The 20,654-nt window shown below is 55.4% G+C and carries 19 protein-coding genes; 9 read left to right on the top strand and 10 right to left on the bottom strand.

All coding sequences use genetic code 11. The features are described 5' to 3' along the window. The first annotated feature begins 46 nt into the window (after window positions 1-46). Complete coding sequence (locus ACR0EO_RS16320) at window positions 47-856, top strand: DUF3299 domain-containing protein (RefSeq protein ID WP_170380014.1); 810 nt, start codon at window positions 47-49, stop codon at window positions 854-856. A 385-nt stretch (window positions 857-1,241) separates the two neighbouring features. Here ACR0EO_RS16320 and gyrB read toward each other — a convergent pair whose 3' ends face one another. Together gyrB and ACR0EO_RS16310 are read right to left on the bottom strand one after the other, a co-directional pair. Further along, window positions 1,242-3,659: a DNA topoisomerase (ATP-hydrolyzing) subunit B gene (gene gyrB, locus ACR0EO_RS16315; protein ID WP_480691571.1), complete on the bottom strand. Its 2,418-nt coding sequence runs from the start codon at window positions 3,657-3,659 to the stop codon at window positions 1,242-1,244. Between the two features lie 102 nt (window positions 3,660-3,761). Then, a complete protein-coding gene (locus tag ACR0EO_RS16310) occupies window positions 3,762-4,334 on the bottom strand; it encodes a TetR/AcrR family transcriptional regulator (protein ID WP_480691569.1) in 573 nt (190 codons plus the stop codon). A 99-nt stretch (window positions 4,335-4,433) separates the two neighbouring features. On the opposite strand from ACR0EO_RS16310, the gene ACR0EO_RS16305 reads away from it, so the two are divergent. Continuing rightward, a complete protein-coding gene (locus ACR0EO_RS16305; RefSeq protein WP_480691567.1) occupies window positions 4,434-5,000 on the top strand; it encodes a carboxymuconolactone decarboxylase family protein in 567 nt (188 codons plus the stop codon). Here ACR0EO_RS16305 and recF read toward each other — a convergent pair. The 7 genes from recF to ACR0EO_RS16270 form a co-directional block, all read right to left on the bottom strand. Then, the gene (gene recF / locus ACR0EO_RS16300) at window positions 4,997-6,094 is read right to left on the bottom strand and encodes a DNA replication/repair protein RecF (protein WP_480691565.1); all 1,098 of its coding nucleotides are present in this window, start codon (window positions 6,092-6,094) and stop codon (window positions 4,997-4,999) included. The genes ACR0EO_RS16305 and recF overlap by 4 nt on opposite strands. Window positions 6,095-6,133: 39 nt before the next feature. Beyond that, window positions 6,134-7,255, bottom strand: coding sequence for a DNA polymerase III subunit beta (dnaN, locus tag ACR0EO_RS16295; RefSeq protein WP_170743073.1), 1,122 nt, complete (start codon window positions 7,253-7,255; stop codon window positions 6,134-6,136). A 228-nt stretch (window positions 7,256-7,483) separates the two neighbouring features. After that, a complete protein-coding gene (gene dnaA / locus ACR0EO_RS16290) occupies window positions 7,484-8,869 on the bottom strand; it encodes a chromosomal replication initiator protein DnaA (protein ID WP_480691564.1) in 1,386 nt (461 codons plus the stop codon). Window positions 8,870-9,419: 550 nt separating this feature from the next. Beyond that, window positions 9,420-9,683, bottom strand: coding sequence for a 30S ribosomal protein S20 (gene rpsT, locus ACR0EO_RS16285; protein WP_152459792.1), 264 nt, complete (start codon window positions 9,681-9,683; stop codon window positions 9,420-9,422). 227 nt (window positions 9,684-9,910) lie between these two features. Continuing rightward, window positions 9,911-10,687: an enoyl-CoA hydratase gene (locus ACR0EO_RS16280; protein ID WP_480691562.1), complete on the bottom strand. Its 777-nt coding sequence runs from the start codon at window positions 10,685-10,687 to the stop codon at window positions 9,911-9,913. 66 nt (window positions 10,688-10,753) lie between these two features. Continuing rightward, complete coding sequence (gene mutM, locus ACR0EO_RS16275) at window positions 10,754-11,605, bottom strand: bifunctional DNA-formamidopyrimidine glycosylase/DNA-(apurinic or apyrimidinic site) lyase (RefSeq protein WP_480691560.1); 852 nt, start codon at window positions 11,603-11,605, stop codon at window positions 10,754-10,756. After that, complete coding sequence (locus tag ACR0EO_RS16270; RefSeq protein WP_480691559.1) at window positions 11,563-12,261, bottom strand: hypothetical protein; 699 nt, start codon at window positions 12,259-12,261, stop codon at window positions 11,563-11,565. The genes mutM and ACR0EO_RS16270 overlap by 43 nt, the downstream gene beginning before the upstream one ends. Before the next feature lie 154 nt (window positions 12,262-12,415). Here ACR0EO_RS16270 and ubiE point away from each other — a divergent pair, with 154 nt between their 5' ends. Together ubiE and ubiB are read left to right on the top strand one after the other, a co-directional pair. Beyond that, window positions 12,416-13,168, top strand: a complete 753-nt coding sequence (gene ubiE / locus ACR0EO_RS16265) for a bifunctional demethylmenaquinone methyltransferase/2-methoxy-6-polyprenyl-1,4-benzoquinol methylase UbiE (protein WP_480691558.1) — start codon at window positions 12,416-12,418, stop codon at window positions 13,166-13,168. A 3-nt stretch (window positions 13,169-13,171) separates the two neighbouring features. Next, window positions 13,172-14,701 carry a 2-polyprenylphenol 6-hydroxylase gene (gene ubiB / locus ACR0EO_RS16260; RefSeq protein WP_480691557.1) on the top strand — a complete coding sequence of 510 codons (1,530 nt, stop codon included), beginning with the start codon at window positions 13,172-13,174 and terminating at the stop codon, window positions 14,699-14,701. 93 nt (window positions 14,702-14,794) lie between these two features. On the opposite strand, the gene ACR0EO_RS16255 is transcribed toward ubiB, so the two are convergent. Continuing rightward, window positions 14,795-15,970 carry an acetyl-CoA C-acyltransferase family protein gene (locus ACR0EO_RS16255; RefSeq protein ID WP_480691556.1) on the bottom strand — a complete coding sequence of 392 codons (1,176 nt, stop codon included), beginning with the start codon at window positions 15,968-15,970 and terminating at the stop codon, window positions 14,795-14,797. Between the two features lie 118 nt (window positions 15,971-16,088). On the opposite strand from ACR0EO_RS16255, the gene ACR0EO_RS16250 reads away from it, so the two are divergent. From ACR0EO_RS16250 to ACR0EO_RS16230, 5 genes are all read left to right on the top strand, one after another. Beyond that, window positions 16,089-16,652 carry a helix-turn-helix domain-containing protein gene (locus ACR0EO_RS16250; RefSeq protein ID WP_480691554.1) on the top strand — a complete coding sequence of 188 codons (564 nt, stop codon included), beginning with the start codon at window positions 16,089-16,091 and terminating at the stop codon, window positions 16,650-16,652. 79 nt (window positions 16,653-16,731) lie between these two features. Continuing rightward, complete coding sequence (locus tag ACR0EO_RS16245) at window positions 16,732-17,364, top strand: sulfotransferase family protein (protein WP_480691552.1); 633 nt, start codon at window positions 16,732-16,734, stop codon at window positions 17,362-17,364. 128 nt (window positions 17,365-17,492) lie between these two features. Further along, a complete protein-coding gene (locus tag ACR0EO_RS16240; RefSeq protein WP_480691550.1) occupies window positions 17,493-18,677 on the top strand; it encodes a glycine C-acetyltransferase in 1,185 nt (394 codons plus the stop codon). A 14-nt stretch (window positions 18,678-18,691) separates the two neighbouring features. After that, a complete protein-coding gene (tdh, locus tag ACR0EO_RS16235) occupies window positions 18,692-19,720 on the top strand; it encodes an L-threonine 3-dehydrogenase (protein WP_480691757.1) in 1,029 nt (342 codons plus the stop codon). A gap of 63 nt (window positions 19,721-19,783) precedes the next feature. Further along, on the top strand, window positions 19,784-20,611 hold the full coding sequence (locus tag ACR0EO_RS16230) for an alpha/beta hydrolase (protein ID WP_480691548.1): 828 nt from the start codon (window positions 19,784-19,786) through the stop codon (window positions 20,609-20,611). Window positions 20,612-20,654 lie beyond the last annotated feature (43 nt).

The raw sequence follows: 20,654 nt of genomic DNA, 5'->3' as shown, positions 1-20,654 counted from the left end.
GCATTGACCAACATCCAAGTGGCCATACGGTTGAAAAGGATAAGTCATGAAGATTTGGAGAATAGTCTGTGTTGCCTCTTTGATTTCAACGTCGTTGTCCGCAGAAATCGCTGAGTTAGACTGGAACCAATTGATTGATGAAGAATCTCAGGAATACGTAGATCCTTTCAAAGAACTGACACCTGACCAGCTTAGTGGTCTTGTTGAAGTCGTCCGACTAAAGCTCAGACTGGATAGTGGAGCCCATTCCGAAGATGTCCGCAAAAGTCTTGAAGCGAAAATTCTGGAAAATGAGACGCCGCTGCAAAAGGCTGGGATCGACGTTGATTGGTTGATTGAACAACGATGGGTCGTTGCAGAGCGACGAAAGAAAGCCGCCACGGCTGGTAATCCAGAAATTGACGGAAAAGTCGTAAAGCTGGCGGGCTATGCGATACCCGCACCACCGGATCCTGATGGTACAAACGTCGCTTACTTGGTTCCGGAGAGAGGTATGTGCAGCCATACGCCTCCACCGAACCCAAACCAGCTTATTCGTGTTCGATTGCCGGAAGGTTGGTATCCAGAACGCTTTCACGAGCCAGTTCGCCTTACAGGGATAGTTTCTATTTCGCCGTCAGAGAGGACGATGAATTTCGTGGATGGGTTCGTTCCAATGAGAGCAACGTATTCATTTGAAGCTCAGTATGTAGAGGCTGGCGATGATCTCCCAGCTTATGGTTGGAAGTTCACTGACGCGGATGAGGTCAACGATCCAAGCGCCATTGGAAAATTAGGTTCCGGGGCTGCAAAATTTGACGCGTCAAAATTGGCAAGTTTTCGAGCCAAAGCTGCGCGTGAAGCAAATTCGAATTAAAAACCGCCTGTCTTAAGCATATGAAAGCCAGTGTGTTACGTGCCCAGACTGTGGATAAAACAGAATGTCATGCAGTAATACTTAAATGAAATTGCTTAATACGATTATCAATCTGGCGCCCACCAAGCATTGAAGTGCTGCTTGAAGTGGAGACTGTGACTTTGCAAAGTCAGCTTTCTGCGCATCGCAGACCTTCGCGAGAATCCAAGGTTCCTTAGGGAGGCCCTTTGCGGGATTGAGCAATGCAAAGGGCCATAACCGCGACGACTAAGCCATAAACTGATTGAATTCGTCGCTAATGCAGACAAACGCGCAGCGCAAAACTATGGGCGAACTACGTAAACTTATGGGGTGCGCGAAGTGTTATGCGCAAACCTACAAGTTTCTAGAAGTCCAAATTCTCCACACTCAAGGCGTTCTGCTGGATGAATTCGCGGCGTGGCTCGACCACATCTCCCATCAGTTTGGTGAAAAGGTCATCAGCCTCGACCATGTCATCGACACGTACCTGCAGCAGGGTACGAGCATCAGGGTCAAGTGTCGTCTCCCACAGTTGATCGGGGTTCATTTCGCCCAAGCCTTTATAGCGCTGCAGCGAAAGACCTTTTTCGCCCTCTTCCAGGATCGCGCGCAACAGATCTAGTGGGCCGTGGATGGCCTGCATGCGATCGCGGCGAACCAGTGTCGCAGGGGTGTTGTAAATCTCTTGCAAGCTCTGCGTAAAGCTGCCGGTTTTGCGGGCCTCGCCTGAGCGCAGCATTGGGCCGTCCAGCGTGCGGACCTCTTCAACGCCGCGCAGGATACGTGCCAGACGGATGCCATGATCCTGTGTAATGCGCCCTTGCCAGCCGCGCTCGTATTCCAGCGCGATCAGGTCTAGGCGGGCAGCGACTTTGTCGGCCACGCCTTGCAGGTCGGCATCGACAGCACCGGGTACGAACGCCCCGGCAACTGCAGCTTGCTCCAGAATGTGGCGCGGGTAATGCGTTGGGAAAGCATCCAAAACGCGTTTAAGCTGGCGCGCTTCATCAACGACGCGGGTCAAGTCTTGGCCGACGATTTCCTCACCCGAGCCCAATTTGAGCACGGCGCCTTCGACACCCTGATTGATCAGGTAGTCATCAAGCGCCGCTTGGTCTTTCAGGTAAACCTCTGATTTACCACGTGAAACCTTATACAGAGGTGGCTGGGCAATGTAGAGGTACCCGCCTTCGATCAGCTCCGGCATCTGACGGTAGAAGAAGGTCAACAGCAGGGTCCGAATATGTGCGCCGTCGACGTCCGCATCGGTCATGATGACGATCTTGTGGTAACGCAACTTTTCGATGTTGAACTCATCCCGGCCAATTCCGGTGCCCAGCGCCATCACAAGGTTACCGATTTCCTGAGACGACAGCATCCGGTCAAACCGGGCACGCTCGACGTTCAGGATTTTACCACGTAGGGGCAGAACGGCTTGTGTCAGGCGGTCCCGACCGGTTTGCGCGGAACCACCCGCCGAGTCACCCTCGACCAGGAAGACTTCGGTCTTGGACGGGTCTTTCTCGGAGCAGTCTTTCAGCTTGCCGGCCAGATAGTTCACATCCATCGCCGTCTTGCGGCGTGTCAGTTCGCGCGCCTTTCGAGCGGCCTCACGAGCCAATGCGGCTTCGATGATCTTACCGACGATTCCTTTGGCCTCGTTCGGGTTTTCCTCGAACCATTCAGCCAGCTTTTCGTTCATTAGACCTTCGACCGCTGGGCGGACTTCGGAAGAAACCAGCTTGTCCTTGGTCTGCGACGAGAATTTCGGGTCCGGCACTTTGACCGACAACACGCAAGTCAGGCCTTCGCGTGCATCGTCACCAGTGAAGCTGACCTTTTCCTTCTTGGCGATCCCGCTGGACTGAGCATAGTTGTTGATCGTCCGGGTCAGAGCGCCCCGGAAACCGGCCACGTGCGTACCGCCATCCCGCTGCGGGATGTTGTTGGTGAAGGGCAGAACCGTCTCGTGATAGCTATCGTTCCACCACATCGCGATTTCGACACCGATATCGTCGCGTTCACCCTTGATATAGATCGGTTCGGGCATCGCAGGGGATTTGGAGCGGTCGAGATATTTGACGAATTCCTTGACGCCGCCTTCGTAGAAAAGTTCGGTTTCCAAACGCTCAGCGGGGCGTTCGTCGATCAGGATGATCCGCACGCCCGAGTTCAGGAAGGCCAGTTCACGCAGCCGCTTTTCCAGCGTCTCAAACGAATATTCGAGGTTCGAGAACGTGTCGGTCGAGGCCAGAAAGCGCACCTCGGTCCCGGTGCGATCTCCGCATTCGCCCACGACTTTCAGGTGCTCAGCAGTCTCACCGCCCTCAAAACGTGCCACGTGTTCTTTGCCGACACGCCAGATGCGCAGCTCCAGCCAATCGGACAACGCGTTTACAACCGAAACGCCCACACCGTGCAGACCGCCCGACACCTTGTACGAGTTGCTGTCGAACTTACCGCCTGCGTGCAGCTGGGTCATGATAACCTCGGCCGCAGAGACACCTTCTTCGGGGTGAATATCCACTGGAATCCCGCGTCCGTTATCACTGACCGAGACGCTGGAATCGGCGTGAATCTTAACAGTCACGTGGTCGGCATGACCTGCTAGAGCCTCGTCAATTCCGTTGTCGACAACTTCGTACACCATGTGGTGCAGACCCGAACCATCGTCCGTGTCACCGATATACATACCGGGGCGCTTACGAACCGCCTCTAAGCCTTTGAGAACTTTGATGGAATCAGCGCCGTATTCTTGTGGTGCCTGTGCGTCTTCGGACATGCCGTTAGTACCTATATTATTTTGGTAACTTATACGTTTTCTGGTGGGGATTGTCACGCGGTCCCCCAAGATTTTGTGGTTCTGATCCGCTTTATTTGCGGATCAAAGCCGATCGAGGTCAGACGCGATATCTGCGGCGATTTCCGATGCGTTCACATCATCGCGTTCTGCTGACAATCTCAACCCAAGAAGGTCAGATTGATAGCGCGCGGCAAGACGGTCCGGGTCGTGATCAGGCGCGATCTCTCCGGTATCCTGCGCGCGGCGAAAAAGGTCTGCAAAGCAGTTCTTCATCGCAACCATATGCGTACGGGCCTGACCGGCCAGATCGTGATCTTTGGCCTGCAACTCGGCATAGGTCTTGGCCAACATGCAGGCTTTGGTCGGCAGCTCTGATGCCTCGATTACGCGGCGCGGCTGCGCCTTGAGCGCGCCGAGCGGACCCAACTTTTCAGCCAGGGCCAACACGTTGGCGACCCCCTCCTGCGCATACCGCTCTAGCGCCAAGGCATAGAGGGCATCCTTCGACCCAAACGCCGCGTAGAAACTGCCCGGCTTCAGTTTCAACTCACGCTCCAGATCCTTCAGTGACGTCCCTGCCCAACCGTGGCGCCAGAAAATGTCACGGGCCTGTGCGATCAGTTCGTCGCGGTCGAATGAGGGTTTACGGGGCATAGTTTCACCAATTCTTGAACGCTCACTCAAATATATACTTGAGTGAGCGCTCAATAAACCCTAAATACGACTCATCGCGCCAGAAACAGGAGCTTTGATATGGCTAATTTCCCGTCTCACGACCTCGAAACTGCCCCTGAGGGGTCCAAACCGCTGTTGGAAAAATCGCAAGCCGCCTTTGGCCGGCTGCCCGGTCTGCACAAAGTGATGGCGGAAAGCCCGCAGCATCTGGAAGGCTATCAGGTTCTGCACGGCCTCTTCATGCAAACCGATTTCGACAACGACGAGAAAACCGTCGTCTGGCAGACCATTAACGTCGAAAACGAATGCCACTACTGTGTGCCCGCTCACACCGGTATCGCAAAAATGATGAAGGTTTCGGACGAAATAACTGAGGCTCTGCGCAACGAAACCCCACTGCCGACCGCCAAGCTTGAAGCGCTTCGCACATTCACGCTGCAAGTGATGGAAACCCGCGGCAACCCGACCGAAGAACAGCTGCAGGCGTTCTTTGACGCCGGTTATTCACACCGTGCGGTTCTGGACGTCGTCCTAGGCTTGGCACAGAAAACCATGTCGAACTACGTCAACCACATGGCCAAAACTCCGGTCGACGAAGTCATGCGCGGTTTCCTGTGGGAACGTAAAGTCGGCGAACCGGCCTAAGTGGCCACGACCGAGCCCTCATCGCCTTCGGTAACAACAAGCGTCTGGGCCCGGTCACCCAATTCCGCAAACAGTTCAGGCCCGGTACCCGTCATCCAGGCCTGAGCACCCAGCGCGCAGATCTCATCATACAGCGCTGCACGCCGCCCGGCATCCAGATGCGCGGCGACCTCGTCTAGCAACACGATCGGCGGCGCCCCCACCATACCGGCCAGCGCCCGCGCGTTGGATAAGATCAAAGACACCAGCAGCGCCTTTTGCTCACCAGTAGAGCAATCCTTGGCCGGAACTCCTTTGGCCGCGAATACACCGTACAAATCTGATCGATGCGGGCCGACAAGTGTCCGCCCGGCTGCGAGATCGCGAAACCGGCTTTCGTTCAGGGCTTCACGCAGATCATCAACGGTTTCGGGCATCGCACCTTCGGTCTGCACTAGTTCCAGATCAGCCGAAGGAAACGCCGTCTCCGCCAGTTCTTGCGCCGTCCGCAGATGATCCAAAGCGGCTAAGCGGGCCGCGTGAATGCGATGACCGGTCTCGGCCATTTGCCCTTCCAAAGCGGCATACCAATGCGCGTCCCGTACCTGCTCTTTCAACAAACGGTTACGTTCGCGCATGGACTTTTCGTAGATCAGCGACGCTTCGGCGTGGGAGGGATCGAAACTCAGCGCTATTCGGTCCAGAAACCGCCGCCGCCCCTCGGCCCCTTCGATCCACAGCCGATCCATCGAAGGGATCAGCCAGACAACACGCGCCAGCTTACCCAACTCAATCTGACTGGATGATTTACCATCAATCCGAACCTGACGCGCCGCGCCATCTTCGGACCATGTTTCGATCTCGTAGTTCTGACCCTGAGCATTCAGAAGACCGAACAGTTTCCAACCCAGTGCCTCGGGTCGTCTGGCCATATCAGCTGCACTGGCTCTGCGCATACCACGTCCAGGCGAGAAAAGAGATACCGCCTCAAGGATATTAGTCTTACCCGCCCCATTCGGACCGTGGATCGCCACTGGGCGTCCATCCAAAGACAACCGCGCCAACTTGTGCGAGCGGAAATGTGAGACCGTAAGTTCGGTCAGGGCCAAACCCATGACCCCTCCCTTTCTTTAGAAATTACCCTAGCAAGGGAATCAGACGCGCATTGGCATGACGACATAGACCGCGCTCTGGTCATTACCTTCGCGCATCAGGGTCGGGTCGCCGGCCGAATTGAACAGGAATACAGCGTTTTCACGATCCACCTGAGATGCAATCTCAAGCAGGTACTTAGCGTTGAACCCAATCTCAAGCCGTTCGTCACCGTAAGCAACGGCCAGCTCTTCCTCAGCGGCACCGCTATCCGGCGCGTTGACCGACAGCACCAGCTTGTCCGCGTCCAGTTGCAGCTTCACAGCACGCGAGCGCTCAGACGAAACGGTCGCAACCCGGTCCACGGCTTGCGCGAACTCTGCTGCGTCCACTTCTAGCTGGCGGGTGTTGCCCTGCGGAATAACACGAGTGTAATCGGGGAAAGTTCCGTCGATGACCTTCGACGTCAAAGTGATATCTGGCGTAGCAAAGCGCACTTTGGTTTCGCTGACGGACACCGCGATATCCATCTCATCATCATCCAGCAACTTGCGCAGTTCGCCTACGGTTTTGCGCGGAACAATCACACCCGGCATATCCGCCGCGCCATCGGGCAGATCAGCGTCGATACGCGCCAGTCGGTGACCATCGGTCGCCACACAACGCAGCACCTTGCCGCCCTCTGAGCCGTCGGCCACATGCATATAGACGCCGTTCAGATAGTACCGAGTCTCTTCGGTGGATATCGCGAATTTCGATTTATCAAACAACCGACGCAGCAAGGCTGCGGATGCAGTGAAATTCGACTGATATTCAGACGACGCCATCACCGGGAAGTCTTCTTTCGGCAGGGTCGCCAGCGAAAAGTTCGACCGACCCGCTTCGACCGTCAGACGGCCAGCGGCGCTGTCGGCGGTCAAAGTGACCAAAGCGCCATCCGGCAGCTTACGCACAATTTCATGCAGAGTTGTGGCCGCAACGGTTGTGGCACCTGCCTTTTCAACTTGCGCCGGGGCCTTATCCACCACTTCGATATCTAGATCCGTAGCCCGGAACATCGCTTGATCGCCTTCGGCTTCGATAAGAACGTTGGCAAGTATTGGAATTGTGTTGCGACGTTCGACAACTGACTGGGCCTGGGAAACGGCCTTGAGAAGGGTGCCGCGTTCGATGCTGATCTTCATACCCTCAATTCCTCTGACTTACGTGCCGAAATGGGCGGGACTGGCACGTTAGCGGTTCCGCCCTGAGGCACAAGGATTTTTTATGGTTTTCTGTGTCGGATTACCCAAAGCGTCAAGAGGCGCGTGACCACTTGGGCACAGTTCCTATCCAACCGTGGACTATAGTGCACAAGAAAACGCCCCGGGCGTGAGGGTCCGGGGCGTTTCCTGAGTGGTAGGGGAAGGAAGTCAGGCTTCCAGTGACCGACGCAGCATTTCAACGTCTTCAGCGATCTGGCCGTCGGTCGTCTTCAATTCTTCAATGCGTTTTACACCGTGCATGACCGTGGTGTGGTCGCGCCCACCAAAGCGGCGACCGATCTCGGGCAGGGAACGGCTGGTCAACTGCTTGCACAGATACATTGCCACCTGACGGGGACGTGCATAGGACCGCAGACGCTTGGGACCAATAATGTCGGACAAGCGAATGTTGTAGTAATCGGAAACTTTACGCTGGATCTCTTCGACCGTGATCTTGCGTTCGGATGCACGCAGCACGTCTGCCAGACAATCCTGCGTCAGCTCCATATCGATTTCGCGACCAACCAGCGAGGCAAATGCAAACAGTCGGGTAAGGGCACCTTCCAGCACGCGAACGTTGGTCGAGATGCGATGGGCCAGAAACTCTAGAACGCCATCGGCGATGGTCAGGTCGGGATAAGTGCTGCTGTACTGTTGAACCTTGTTCTGCAGGATACCCAGGCGCAGCTCATAGTCAGTTGGGTGCAGGTCGACGACAAGACCGCACTGCAAGCGCGATTTCACGCGGTCTTCCAAATCCTTGATCTCGCCCGGGGCACGATCAGCCGAGATGATGATTTGCTTGTTCTGGTCAACCAGCGCGTTGAAGGTGTGGAAGAACTCTTCCTGCGTTGACCCCTTGCCAGCGATGAACTGCACATCATCAACCATCAGCACGTCTACGGAACGGAACAGGTGTTTAAAGTCCATCATGCGACGTTCACGCAGCGCTTGTACGAACCGATACATGAATTGCTCTGCCGACAGATACAGCACATTCAATTCGGGACGCTTGGTTTTCAACTCCCATGCAATGGCGTGCATCAGGTGAGTTTTACCAAGGCCGACGCCTCCATAAAGGACAAGCGGGTTGAAAGTGACAGGGCCACCCTCTGCAACGCGACGCGCGGCGGCATGGGCCAACTCGTTGGGCTTACCGACAACGAAACTGTCAAACGTAAAGCGGGAGTCCAAAGGCGCAGCTTGCAGTGACTCTAACGCATCCCCCGCAGCTTCTGCCTGTTGTGAAATGGCTTGTTCAACTACGGCAACGGGCGCTGGTTCGGCCTCTGTCGACGGTCGCACCGGAGAGTTGGCGGCAACGCGAAACGCCAAACGTTGCACGGTCTCCCCAGCCGTATTCATCTCATATAAGATGAGATCCGCAAAATTCTGGCTCACATAATTGCCCATGAAATTCGTCGGTACCGAAAAAACCGCTACGCCATCCTGAAGCTCTTGGAATTCCAGAGGTTCAATCCAGGTGGTGTAGTTGTTCTTGCCGACCGCCTTGAGCAATTTGTTACGCAGTTGTCCCCATTTCTCTTGTGTCATCAAGCGCCTCACGCATCCCATTCTTTATTGGCCCTTCGGCCTTATTACTAAGTTCCGGTTTCCCGGCTCAGCTTTCACACGCAAAAGGATACCTACGCGCCAAACTGCAAAAGTCTGGCGGCTCTATCCTCGATAGCCAGCACTTCCAGGTTTATCGACATCCAACAGAAAGACGTCCCAGGAACCGGGTCGCGCATCGCAATCTAATTTTTCGACAGGGCTTGGTTCTTCGGTTTCCCCAAGATCCAGAGCAGATCGGCAAATCAGTAGTAACTGTTTGCCAACATTCGCTTCATGATCGTCCTGATGCCCGTCAGTGTGATCAATGAAACAGCCTGTCCCCCCAAGCGAGTGAATCGCTGAATCAGTGGTAACAAGAGGCTGCCGCTTACGGCAACGAAACTCTGATGTTGACTCGTGTTCTTGGCAGAAAGAATCTCTCGAGATCGTGAAGGCGCGGTATTCTGGCAACATAAAAAAGGCGCCGCAGGGCGCGGCGCCTTCTTAAATAGTTCAGTCTTTCTTACATGACCCTAGGTCAGCAAGAGACTCAGCCCAGCGCCTTAACGCGGGAAGACAGACGCGACATTTTACGCGCTGCAGTGTTCTTGTGGAAAACGCCTTTGGTGACGCCGCGCATCAGCTCAGGCTGTGCCGCACGCAGAGCAGCGGTTGCTGCGTCTTTGTCGCCGGATGCGATAGCTTCTTCTACTTTGCGCAGATAGGTACGGATGCGCGAACGACGAGCTTTGTTGATTGCAAAGCGCTTTTCGTTCTGACGAGCGCGTTTTTTGGCTTGGGGCGAATTTGCCATGTGTTTCTGACCTTCATTCGGTACGGTTATCAATAGAAGCGCGTCACGGACTATCCGCACCGGATCAGAAATCACGAGTGTGAGTCGGGCCAAGCGGGCCGCACGCGCATGTATAGCGGCGCTAGTTATCCAAGTTTGCAGGCTTTGCCAAGCCGATTCTTTCCCTGCACCAGGCAAGAATGAAAAAGGCGGGACATGCCCGCCTGTTCCGATCGGTTAGGAAGGCTTTACTTGTCGCGGAATTGAGCCGCTCGTTTTTCCAAGAAGGCAGCCATGCCTTCTTTTTGGTCTTCGGTCGCAAACATGGAATGGAAGACGCGACGCTCGAACAACAGGCCTTCGCTCAGAGTCACTTCGTAACTGCGGTTGACGGCCTCTTTCGCGGCCTTCGTGCTCAGCTGTGATTTCTCAGCGATCTTGTGGGCAGCACCGACGGCTTCTTCCATCAGCTTTTTGGCCGGGACAACCCGACTGACCAGCCCGGCGCGTTCGGCTTCTTCGGCGTCCATGAAACGACCCGTCAGGTTCATATCCATAGACTTGGACTTGCCGACATAGCGGGTCAAACGTTGCGAACCCCCAAGACCCGCGATCACACCCAGATTGATTTCGGGCTGACCAAACTTGGCTGTGTCGGCCGCAATGATGAAATCGCACATCATCGCCAATTCACAGCCTCCGCCCAGCGCATAACCTGCGACAGCCGCGATGATCGGCTTGCGGATTGCATTGAACCGTTCGTTCACATCCCCAAAGAAGTTGCCGTCAAACACATCAACAAAGCTGAGTTCCGACATCTCCTTGATGTCCGCGCCAGCAGCAAAGGCTTTGTCTGACCCGGTAATGACGATGCAGCGCACCTTGTCATTGGCATCGGCATCTTCCAAAGCCGTGCAAAGCTCAGAGATAAGCTGTGAATTGAGCGCATTCAGCGCGTCGGGTCTGTCGAGCTTGATAAGGGCGACGTGGTCTTCGATTTCGACGATGATCGTCTCAAAAGCCATGAGGTTTAAGCTTCCGGTTGTTCCGTTCAGATACGATTCCTTATCACGCGATTTCGCTGGATCAAGTTATCTTTGGCATTGCGCACAATAGAAGGATGAGCGACCGGACTGGGTGATTCTCTTGATTTCGCCGTCGCAGCCCTCGGTTCTGCAGGGTTCGCCCTCACGGCCATAAACATCAAAGCTGTGCTGGAAATATCCAAGTTCCCCATCAGCTTGGCGGAAATCACGCAGGGATGAACCACCCGCTTCAATCGCGTCCTGAAGCACCTTTCGGATGATCGGAACCAATGCTCCAACACGTGACGCAGAAATCTGTCCCGCTTTACGACGCGGCGACACTCGGCCGCGATAAAGCGCCTCACAAACGTAGATATTGCCCAATCCGGCAACGATTCCCTGATCCAGAAGCGCTGATTTGATCGGAGTGTTCTTACCGCGAAACGCATCAATCAGGTGCTGTTCGTGGAAATCGTTTCCCAACGGTTCTGGCCCCAGCACCGAGAGCAGTTTGTGATCTTCAGCGGTGGCTGTCGGCAACAATTCCATCACCCCGAACCGGCGTGGGTCGTTAAAAGTGATGCGTGCACCGTTAGCCATGTGAAAGACAACATGGTCGTGTTTCTCGGGCATGGGGTGCTCATGGACAAACTGACCCATCGGATCACCCGATACCGTCATCCGCCCGGACATGCCCAAGTGAATCAGCAGAGTTTCTCCGCTGTTGAGATCCGCCAGAATGTATTTCGACCGCCGTCGCAGCCGATCAACCCGTTTTCCGGTCAACCGTTCGGCCATGCGATCTGGAAACGGCCAGCGCAGATCCGGGCGGTTCACGTCCGCTCGTTCGATCACCACACCTTCCATTGCAGGCGTTAGCCCACGACGGACCGTTTCGACTTCGGGAAGTTCCGGCATGTACCCTCCTGATTAGCTGCAAGGGCGTTTTCGAGCGCCCGCACCATTTCATCATGTCCGGTTACATATTTCAGAATGCGAGCCGTCTTCCCATCTGAAAAACGCAGTACATAGTTTCCATTGTTCCGGAGAATGATTTTGGTGAGCTTGTTCAGGTCATAATACCGGCGCTGAAACAAAGTCCCCATTGTCACCAGTTCTGGTCCGTCAATCGAGATCGAATTGGCGAGATGAAAGGCTAGCGTGTAAACCACCAGCGCCATGATTCCGACCTTTATGAACACGAATGTTTCTGGATCCTGCGATGGAAACAACTCTTCGATGGCCGCCAAATCCGGCTGCACAAAGCTCATGTAAAACAGAACAACCAACACCAGCACAGTCAGGATTATGACCCCTGGAGTTGTTCGAAAGGTCAGCCGCGTTAACGATTGTTGCGCAGGCCGCTCGCTACCGGCGCGCGAAATAGATGCCGTCAAGAAATCGTTCGGTAACTCTCCAATCGCCGCGTCGACCTTACCGCCCACCCCATCGGCGTGCCGTATTCTTCGGATCGCGCGGGTAATTCCTCTTACCCACCACACGACAACAAGCCCGAAAAAGGCGATGGTCAGGATCGCCCCGACGATTACCTCAAGAACCAAAATATCTAACATGCTTGAAGGATTACTCGCTGAGATCTCAGTTATCTTAAGCAGTGACTAAGGAAAATCTGTGACGTGCATTGGCACCCTGCTACCTTTTCGCGCGATTGTCTTCCCGGCGCTGAGGCCTATAAGGATGATCAACACAGACAGAGGCGTCCCTGACATGTCCGACACCAATGACAAGACCACCCATTTCGGGTTTGAAACTGTACGCGAGACTGAAAAGGCCGGACGAGTGCAGGGCGTGTTCAACTCGGTCGCGTCGAAATACGACGTAATGAACGACGTCATGTCGATGGGTATCCACCGGGTCTGGAAAGACGCCATGATGGATTGGCTGGCACCGCGCCCGGGCCAACGGCTGTTGGACGTTGCGGGTGGTACCGGTGACATCTCCTTTCGGTTTCTAAAGCGCGCAGGCTATGGTCACGCCACCGTGCTGGACCTTACCGAACCGATGCTGGTCGAAGGCCGCCAACGCGCCGAGGCAGATCAGATGGCGGACAGCTTGAACTGGGTAGTGGGTGACGCGATGGCCCTGCCGTTCGAGGACAACACGTTCGACGTCTATACGATCTCTTTCGGCATCCGGAACGTGACCCGTCCGCAAGAAGCCCTGAACGAGGCGTTCCGCGTACTGAAACCCGGTGGCCGCCTGATGGTGCTGGAGTTTAGCCAGCTGCCCAATGACGGGCTGCAAAAGCTATACGATCTTTACAGTTTCAACGTCATCCCCCGCATGGGCAAGCTCATCGCCAACGACTATGACAGTTACCAGTATCTGGTGGAATCAATCCGCAAGTTCCCGGATCAGGATACGTTCCTCAGCATGATACGCGCCGCAGGTTTCGAGAACGCCAAGTACCGCAACCTCAGCATGGGCATCGCCGCGCTGCATTCCGGCTGGAAGATCTGATCTATGCGCGGCCCTCACAATATCATCCGCCTGATCCGCACAGGCGCCACGCTAGAGCGCACCGGTGCCATGAATGTCGTGCTGGACGCTTTCGAAGCACCAAAGTCATTGCGCTTTGTTGCGCATGCGCTGGGCAAGCCATTCCAATGGTTGGGTTACAAAGGCGATCCAGCTATGCCACCTGCCACCCGCGCGCTGACGGCTTTAGGACCTGCCTACATTAAATTCGGTCAGGTGCTATCGACCCGTCCCGACGTCGTCGGAGACGAACTGGCAGAGCAATTGCGTGTCCTGCAGGATAAGCTCCCTCCTTTTTCGAAAGCCGAAGCAATGGCAGAGGTCGAAAAAGAGCTGGGGCAACCGGTCAACGAAATCTTCAGTGAATTCAGCGAGCCAATCGCTGCGGCATCCATTGCGCAGGTCCACAAAGCCAAGCTGACCAGCACCGGAGAGGACGTCGCGGTCAAAGTTCTGCGCCCCGGTATCGAACGCGCTTTCCGCAAAGATGTCGACGCGTTCTATTTCGCCGCCCGCATCGTGCAACTGTTTGCCCCCGGTGCACGCCGCCTGCGCCCGATGGAAGTAATCGAGCATTTTGACGGTGTGGTACGTGGTGAACTGGATCTTCGCCTGGAAAGTGCTGCTGCTTCGGAATACGCGGCCAACACGAAAGACGATGCAGGTTTCTGGCTACCTCCTGTCGTGTGGTCTCTGTCTGCACGCCGTGTGATGACGCTCAGCTGGGCCGATGGTATTCCGCTGGGTGAGAACGAAGCGCTGGATGCCGTGGGTCACAATCGCCGGGATTTGGGAGAACGGGTTCTGCGCCTGTTCCTGCTTCATGCCCTGCGCGATGGCTATTTCCACGCAGACATGCATCAGGGCAACCTGAAGGTCGCCGCAAATGGTGACATCATTGCCTATGACTACGGTATCATGGGCCATATCGACGAATACACCCGCCGGGTCTATGCCGAGATCCTCTTTGGCTTCATCCGCCGGGATTATAAACGCGTTGCCGAGGTGCATTTCGAAGCTGGGTATGTCCCTGCCAATCAAGACGTCGATGAATTCGCGCGCGCTCTTCGCGCAGTGGGCGAACCGATCTTTGGCATGGACGCCACTCACATCTCGATGGGTCGTCTATTGAACTATTTGTTCGAGGTGACCGAGCGCTTTGGCATGGAAACCCGGACCGAGCTGATCCTGCTGCAACGCACAATGGTTGTTGTCGAAGGCGTTGCGCGGTCACTGGACCCGCATATCAATATCTGGGAAGTCGCCCGCCCCGTGGTCGAAGACTATATCAAACAGTCGATCGGCCCACGCGCCGCTCTGCGGGACTTTGGGAAAACGGCAATGGTATTGGCGCGTTTTGGTCCACGCTTGCCGGCGCTGGTCGAGAACGCTTTGATTGCGCAAACCCAAAAGGATGATCAACCTTACTCGCGCCTGTGGTCAGCGACCCTTCCTGCAGCTATCGGAGCTGCTGCAGGTGCAGCGCTTGTACTTTTGATAAGCGCGCTCAGCTAAAATCAAACCGCTGCCCTAAGCGGGTATCACTGTCTTTGAAACTTTGCGCCATCGGGCGATGGGGGATTGTTAACCCCCATGCCCAGATCGGGATCAGAGGCGTTCGAAGGCGATGGCGATGCCCTGACCACCCCCGATGCACATAGTGACCAATGCTTTAGAACCGCCAGTTCGCTCCAATTCGTACAGCGCCTTCAGAGTGATAATCGCACCTGTTGCACCGACCGGATGGCCAAGCGCAATGGCTCCACCGTTCGGGTTTACTTTGGCCGCATCCAGGCCCAGTTCTTGATTCACGGCCAGTGCTTGCGCGGCAAAAGCCTCGTTACTTTCGATCACGTCGAAATCGTCGACCGTCAAACCGGTACGAGCCATCAGGTTTTGCACGGCGGGAACGGGGCCAATTCCCATGACCTCGGGGCGGACGCCCGCGTGACCGTATCCAAGAATACGCGCCTTGGGTTTCAGGCCAGCCTTTTCGGCTGCGTCCGCGGTGGCCAGAACCATCGCTGCGGCACCATCATTGATGCCCGACGCATTGCCAGCCGTTACACGCCCGTCCTTTTTGAACGCAGGACGCAAACCACCCAATGCTTCGATCGAAGTTTGCTTCGGGTGCTCGTCGACAACAAAATCGACCATGTCCCGCTTAACCTTTACCTGAACTGGCGCAATCTGGCTTTGGAAATAGCCTGCCTCTAAAGCTGCTGCTGCGCGGGTTTGACTGGACAACGCAAACTCATCCATCTGTTCGCGCGTAATCTGATGTTCGTCCGCCACGTTTTCGGCTGTGATACCCATGTGGCCCGTTCCAAACGGACAGTTCAACGCACCAAGCATCATATCCAGCGAGGTAACGTCGCCCATCTTTGCGCCCCAGCGCGCCTGAGGCACAATGTACGGGCTGCGCGACATGCTCTCTGCTCCGCCGGCGACAGCAAATTCTGCATCACCCAGCATCAGGGATTGCACCGCCGAAACAATCGCCTGCGCACCAGAACCACATAGTCGGTTCACGTTCATCGCCGGAGTTTCAACCGGAATACCAGCCTGCTTGGCCGCTGCACGCGACAGGTACATGTCGCGGGGTTCCGTATTGATGACATGACCAAAAACCACATTACCAATCTGAGTGGCCTCGACACCGGAACGCTCCATGGCGGCCTCGGTCACAACTGTCGCCAGATCAATGGGTGCTGTTGATGCCAACGCTCCGCCAAAGGTTCCGATTGCGGTACGGGCACCATCAAGAATGACGATATCTTTCATGTCTCTTCTCCTCCTGGGGTTGGCCGCACTATGCCCCCGGCGCACCGGGCTGTCCCATAGGACGTACCGTCACAACCGCAATTGACATACAGAAAGCAAAAGCGCATGAAATTCCGTCATGACGGAAAGCTCAGACGATATCCTGACACGCCTGCCCGCACGCCTGAAGGAGGCGCGCCGGGCCAAAGGTTTGTCCCTAGAAGCTGTCGCAAACCTGAGCGGCGTATCACGGTCAATGGTCAGCCAGATCGAAAGGGGCGAAAGCAGCCCAACAATCTCGACCCTTTGGAACCTGACGCGCGCGCTTCAGGTCGATTTTGCAGGCCTGCTTGAAGAAGCGGACGCAGACAGTCAGATCGAAGTGCTCAGGAAGTCCGAAGTTCCCAGCATCGAGAATATGGGCCAGAATTGCCGAATTCGTATTCTGTCTCCGCCAGAAGAGGCCGGCGGGCACGAAGTCTACGATATCCTTTTCGATAAGGGTGGTGTCCTTTCCAGCCAGCCCCATGCGCGGGGGGCACGGGAACAACTGACTGTGCTTGAAGGGGCGGTGCGCGTGACCTCGGGCACCGCTGTCAACGATCTCCAACAAGGGGACACGGCGCGCTACGCCGCTGATGTGACCCATTCGATCACGGCAGCGAACCCTGCCCGCGTTTTCCTGATCGTCAAAAACGCCTGACAGTTCCCGCCCCTGGTTTAGGGAAAACAGCAGTTCTGTGATAATTTGGAGCTTTCTCATTCATTGAGGAGGCAACCAAATGGCACTTGATGTGATAGGGGCCGGCTTTGGCCGCACGGGAACGAATTCACTCAAGATCGCATTGGAACAATTGGGATTTGGCCCGTGTCATCACATGTTCGAAGTTCGGGACAATCCCGAGCAACTACCCGCATGGGAGGCCGCCGCACAGGGTGAACCCTCGGACTGGGACGCTATGTTTCGGGGCTATCGTGCACAGGTCGACTGGCCCGGTGCAGCGTATTGGCGTCAACTGGCCGCGCACTATCCCAACGCCAAGGTCATCCTGAGTATTCGGGACGCCGACGCCTGGTTTGATAGCGTGCAAGCCACGATTGGTCCCTTCATGACCACAATGCGGGGCAAACACGAACAACCCCATGCAAACGCCATTGCTGAAATGTGCAGCAAATTCATCGTGCAGGATATTTTTGATGGCCGGTTGGATGACCGGGACCATGCTAAAAGAGTGTTCAAAACACATATCGACACTGTGCGGCAAGCAATCCCAGTTGAGAGGCTTCTTGTGTATGAAACCGGTAGTGGCTGGGACCCACTTTGCACTTTTCTGGGCGCGGATATCCCGGACACCCCCTATCCCACCACCAATTCAACCAAAGAATTTCGCGAAAAGGTAAGCGATCCTAGATAATTAGCTACATCACAGTGGATGGGCCACTTGCAATTCCAATATTTAGGATTTTATTCCGCAATACAGTATTCCCGTATTTCGGAATCTAATCCGTTATGGTAGATGCCGTTTTGCGCAAGGAGGATTCGATGTCACAAGATTTCCTGAACCACATCACCGAAACGCTCGGTCAGATCCGGTCTGAAGGTTTGTACAAGACCGAACGAATGATCACCTCGCCTCAGGGCGGTGAGATAACGGTGGGCGACAAGCAGGTGATCAACCTGTGCGCCAACAACTATCTCGGGCTGGCCGATCACCCAGCGCTGATAGACGCCGCCAAGGGCGCGATGGATCCCAAGGGGTTCGGCATGGCGTCAGTCCGGTTCATCTGTGGCACACAGGACATTCACCGCGAGTTAGAGCAGAAGCTAGCCAGGTTTCTGAAAAAGGATGATGCGATCCTCTTTGCGGCATGTTTCGACGCCAATGGAGGGCTGTTTGAGCCTTTGTTAGGGCCTGATGACGCCATTATCTCGGACAGTCTGAACCACGCTTCGATCATCGACGGCGTGCGTTTGTGCAAGGCGAAACGCTACCGCTATATGAACAATGACATGAACGACCTTGAGGCTTGGCTGAAACAAGCTCGCGAGGACGGGGCGCGGCACATCATGATCGCAACGGATGGTGTGTTCTCGATGGACGGTTACCTGGCGAACCTGCCAAAGATCCGGGAACTAGCCGACAAATATGACGCCATCGTCATGGTCGACGACTGCCACGCCACAGGCTTTATGGGGCCAAACGGCGCGGGCACACCAGATCACTTCGGTGTCGACGTGGACATTTTGACCGGTACTTTGGGCAAAGCACTTGGCGGAGCAATCGGCGGTTACATCGCCGGGCCGCAACCAGTGATTGATCTGCTACGGCAGCGGGCGCGGCCCTATCTTTTCTCAAATTCGCTGCCACCCTCCATCGTCGCCGCAGGTATTGAAGCGATCCGCTTGGTCGAAGAAGGTGACATGCTGCGAGCTCAACTGTTCGGCAACGCCAAGTACTGGCGCGCGGGGCTTGAGAAACTGGGTTTTGACCTGCTGCCCGGAGAGCATCCGATAATCCCTGTCATGCTAGGTGAAGCAAAGCTGGCGCAGGAGATGGCATCGCGCCTGTTCGAAGAAGGCGTCTATGTCTCCGGCTTCTTTTTCCCGGTAGTGCCGCGCGGGCAAGCGCGGATCAGAACTCAGATGAATGCGGCTCTAACAAAGGACGAATTGGACCGAGCGCTGTCCGCCTTTGGAAAAGTTGGCAAAGAGTTAGGAGTGATCTGATGCGACCCAATACGATGAAAGCTCTTGAGAAGTCCAAGCCCGAAGAAGGCCTCTGGATGGTGCAGGCCCCAGTGCCTGAGATCGGTCCGGAGGAAGTGCTGATCCGCGTCAACAAGACTGGCATATGCGGAACGGATATTCATATTTGGAACTGGGATGAATGGGCGGCAGCAACGGTACCGATCCCAATGATCACGGGCCATGAGTTTGCCGGTGAAATCGTAGAGATCGGCCGCAACGTATCCGGGCTTGAAATCGGTCAAAGATGCTCAGGCGAAGGTCATCTGATAACCACCGACAGTCGCCAGAGCCGCGCGGGTAAGTTTCACCTGGACCCTGGCACACGGGGGATTGGCGTGAACGAACAAGGCGCCTTTGCTCAATATCTGAAACTACCTGCCTTCAATGTCGTTCCTTTGCCTGACGATGTGCCCGATGAAATTGGTGCGATCCTCGACCCACTGGGGAACGCCGTCCATACAGCACTGAGTTTTGACCTGCTGGGTGAAGACGTCCTGATCACCGGTGCCGGCCCGATCGGCATAATGGCCGCTGCCGTTGCACGCCATGCCGGCGCGCGTCATGTGGTGATCACCGACATTAACCCCGACCGCCTGAAACTGGCTGAGCACGTTGTGCCCACTGTGCGAACCGTCGATGTTTCTAAAGAAGAGCTTCAGGACGTTATCACCGAACTGGGCATGAAAGAGGGCTTCGATGTCGGGCTTGAGATGTCCGGCTCGCAAATTGCTCTGGACCAGATGGTCGAAGCGTTGGTGATGGGGGGTAAAATCGCATTACTGGGTATTCCACCCGGGAAATCTCCAGTCGATTGGTCCCGCATCGTTTTCAAGGCCATTACCATTAAGGGTGTATACGGGCGTGAGATGTTTGAGACTTGGTACAAGATGATTGCCATGCTGCAGAACGGTTTGGACGTCAGCCGCGTTATCACTCATCAGATGAAAGTCGACGATTTCACCGAAGGGTTTGCCGCCATGAAATCCGGTCGATCCGGTAAGGTGGTTCTCGACTGGACCTGAAAACAGTTGATTTCGCGCGCGGGCTGCTCAAGGAATACCCCATAGACGAAAAGGGTTTTTTCTATGCTGTATCGCGGATTTTCGCAGGATGAACTGGATCAGGAGTATTCTCCGCGCTCTATGATAGGTGGCGATCTGACACCCTATTTAGACAGCTATGCGGCTCTGAGTGTGCAATACCGCGCCCAAATGAAGGTGATCGAAAACCTTGCCTATGGTGACAACCCGACGCAGGTTCTGGATTTCTTTCCGGCAGTAGGCGCGGGTGCACCGCTGCATATCTTTATCCACGGCGGCTATTGGCAGGCTCTCAGTCAACGCGAGTCGGCAATGATGGCCCCTGCGCTTGTCGAATCCGAACAGTCCTTTGCAACGTTGAACTACACACTCGCCCCGGATGCACGCATTGGAGACATGGTTGACGAATGCCGCAACGCCTTGCTCTGGCTAGCGGAAAACGCGTTCAATTTGGGGTTCGATCCATCCCGCGTCACCCTATCTGGTCACAGTGCTGGGGCTCAATTGGCAAGTATGGTCATGGCGACTTCAGCCGACGCGCTGGCGCGCGCAGGGCTGCGTGTGCGTGATGTGATTCTGATCAGTGGGGTTTATGACCTCGAACCAATCAGCCTGACCCCGGTGAATGAGCCGCTGCAACTGACCCCGGTCGAAATTCATGACCTGTCCCCTATCCTGCACCTTCCAGCCCCCGGTCCACGCTACCACGTGATTGTCGCGGAACGGGATACGCCCGAATTCATCCGCCAAAGCCGAGACTATGCCGAATTGCTACGAAAGGGCGGACATTCGGTCAGCTTCGATCTGCAACGGGGGATGCAGCATTTCGACATCATAATGCATCCCGGCACGTTTCTACCCGAAGGTCACTAGCACCAAAGAAAAACAGCGGCCCGAGGGGCCGCTGTTTTCTATC

This window comes from Ruegeria sp. BE9, assembly GCF_056538765.1.
Note: the sequence above shows the minus strand (reverse complement) of the source record. Positions and strands in the feature narration are given on the sequence as shown.